We start from the raw sequence: 1,902 nt of genomic DNA on the forward strand, positions 1-1,902 counted from the left end.
TGTTCCTCCCATATGTGACCATAGGCTGGCGCCGGGGCTCCTGCGTCCAGGCATTGGCTCCCGGTCATTGACTGTTCCGTCAACCGTACTGAGGGACAGGCCAACCGTCAAGTGCGATACTTGATTTAATGTTCTATAATCGCACGAAACGAGAGCTTCTGCTAACCGGTTGCTCTGGCACATTTTCCTGATTCTTCACCTCCTTCCATCCCGCACAGATCTCTTGCTGCGCTGCAATATGGTCGATTATCGCCCGTATGATCTATTTTTCGCCCTTGACAATTGATCGTTCGCCCCGCCAATCTGTGCGCAAAGAGGATTTATTGTGCGCTTTTCGCACAAACGGGAGGTCATATGGCGAAGATCACGCCCCTGCGCGACGCGGTGGCGAGCCTCGTGCACGATGGCGACACAGTCGCCCTGGAAGGCTTCACCCACCTGATTCCCCATGCCGCCGGGCACGAGATCATCCGGCAGGGCCGGCGCGACCTGACCCTGGTGCGCATGACGCCGGACCTGATCTACGACCAGCTGATCGGCATGGGTTGCGCCACGAAGCTGATCTTCTCCTGGGGCGGCAATCCCGGCGTCGGTTCCCTCCACCGCTTCCGCGATGCGGTCGAACAGGGCTGGCCGCACCGTCTGGAGATCGAGGAGCACAGCCACGCCGGCATGGCGAACGCCTATGTCGCCGGCGCCTCCAACCTGCCCTTCGCCCTGCTGCGCGGCTACACCGGCTCCGACCTGCCGAAGGTCAATCCGAACATCCGCTTCGTCGAGTGCCCCTTCACCGGCGAAAAGCTGGCCGCCATCCCGTCGGTCCGCCCCGACGTGACGGTGATCCACGCCCAGAAGGCCGACCGACGCGGCAATGTCCTGCTCTGGGGCATCCTCGGCGTCCAGAAGGAGGCGGTGCTGGCCGCCAAGCGCTCCATCGTCACGGTGGAGGAGATCGTCGACGATCTGGAGGCGCCGCCCAACGCCTGCGTGCTGCCGAGCTGGGCGCTCTCCGCCGTCTGCCCCGTCCCCGGCGGCGCCTATCCGTCCTATGCCCAGGGCTATTCGGAGCGCGACAACCGCTTCTACAAGGCCTGGGACCCCATCGCCCGCTCGCGCGACGGCTTCCGCGCCTGGATGCAGCGCCATGTGCTGGACACCGACGATTTCGCCGGCTTCCGCCGCGTGCTGGCCGAAAGCATGAAGGAGGTTGCGTGATGAGCGCCCCCCAGACCAATGGCGAAACCCTCGACTTCACCGCGACCGAGATCATGACGGTGGCGGCCAGCCGCCTGCTGAAGGACGGCACCGTCTGTTTCGTCGGCATCGGCCTGCCCTCCACCGCCGCCAACCTCGCCCGGCTGACCCATGCGCCCGAGGTGGTGCTGATCTATGAATCCGGCCCCATCGGCGCCAAGCCGACGGTGCTGCCGCTGTCGATCGGCGACGGCGACCTCGCGCTGACCGCCGACACCGTGGTCGGCACACCGGAGATCTTCCGCTACTGGCTGCAGGGCGGACGGATCGACGTCGGCTTCCTCGGGGCCGCCCAGGTCGACCGCTTCGCCAACATCAACACCACGATCATCGGCCCCTATGACGCGCCCAAGGTGCGGCTGCCCGGTGCCGGCGGCGCGCCGGAGATCGCCTCCCAGGCCAAGGAGGTGTTCATCGTCCTCAAGCAGAGCCCGAAGGCTTTCGTCGCCAAGCTGCCCCTCGTCACCTCGGCGGGATATCTCGATGGCGGGGACGCACGGGCCAAGGCGGGCATCCCTGGTGCCGGGCCGACCGCGGTCATCACCGACCTCGGCATCCTCACACCCGACCCGGTGACGAAGGAACTGACCCTGACCAGCATCAATCCCGGCGTGACGGTGGACCAGGTGAAAGCGGCCACCGGCTGGG

The 1,902-nt window shown here is 65.6% G+C and carries 2 protein-coding genes; both read left to right on the forward strand.

The annotated features are described in order from the left end of the window. Positions 1 to 354 precede the first annotated feature (354 nt). Positions 355 to 1,215 (forward strand): CoA transferase subunit A, encoded by an 861-nt coding sequence (locus I71_RS10495; RefSeq protein WP_042694662.1) that lies wholly within the window; start codon positions 355 to 357, stop codon positions 1,213 to 1,215. Beyond that, a partial coding sequence (locus tag I71_RS10500; protein ID WP_042694663.1) for a 3-oxoadipate--succinyl-CoA transferase occupies positions 1,215 to 1,902 on the forward strand: 688 nt, incomplete at its 3' end. The genes I71_RS10495 and I71_RS10500, both read left to right, overlap by 1 nt.

Source organism: Azospirillum sp. B506 (assembly GCF_000333595.1).
In the GTDB taxonomy this organism is placed as follows: Bacteria; Pseudomonadota; Alphaproteobacteria; order Azospirillales; family Azospirillaceae; genus Azospirillum.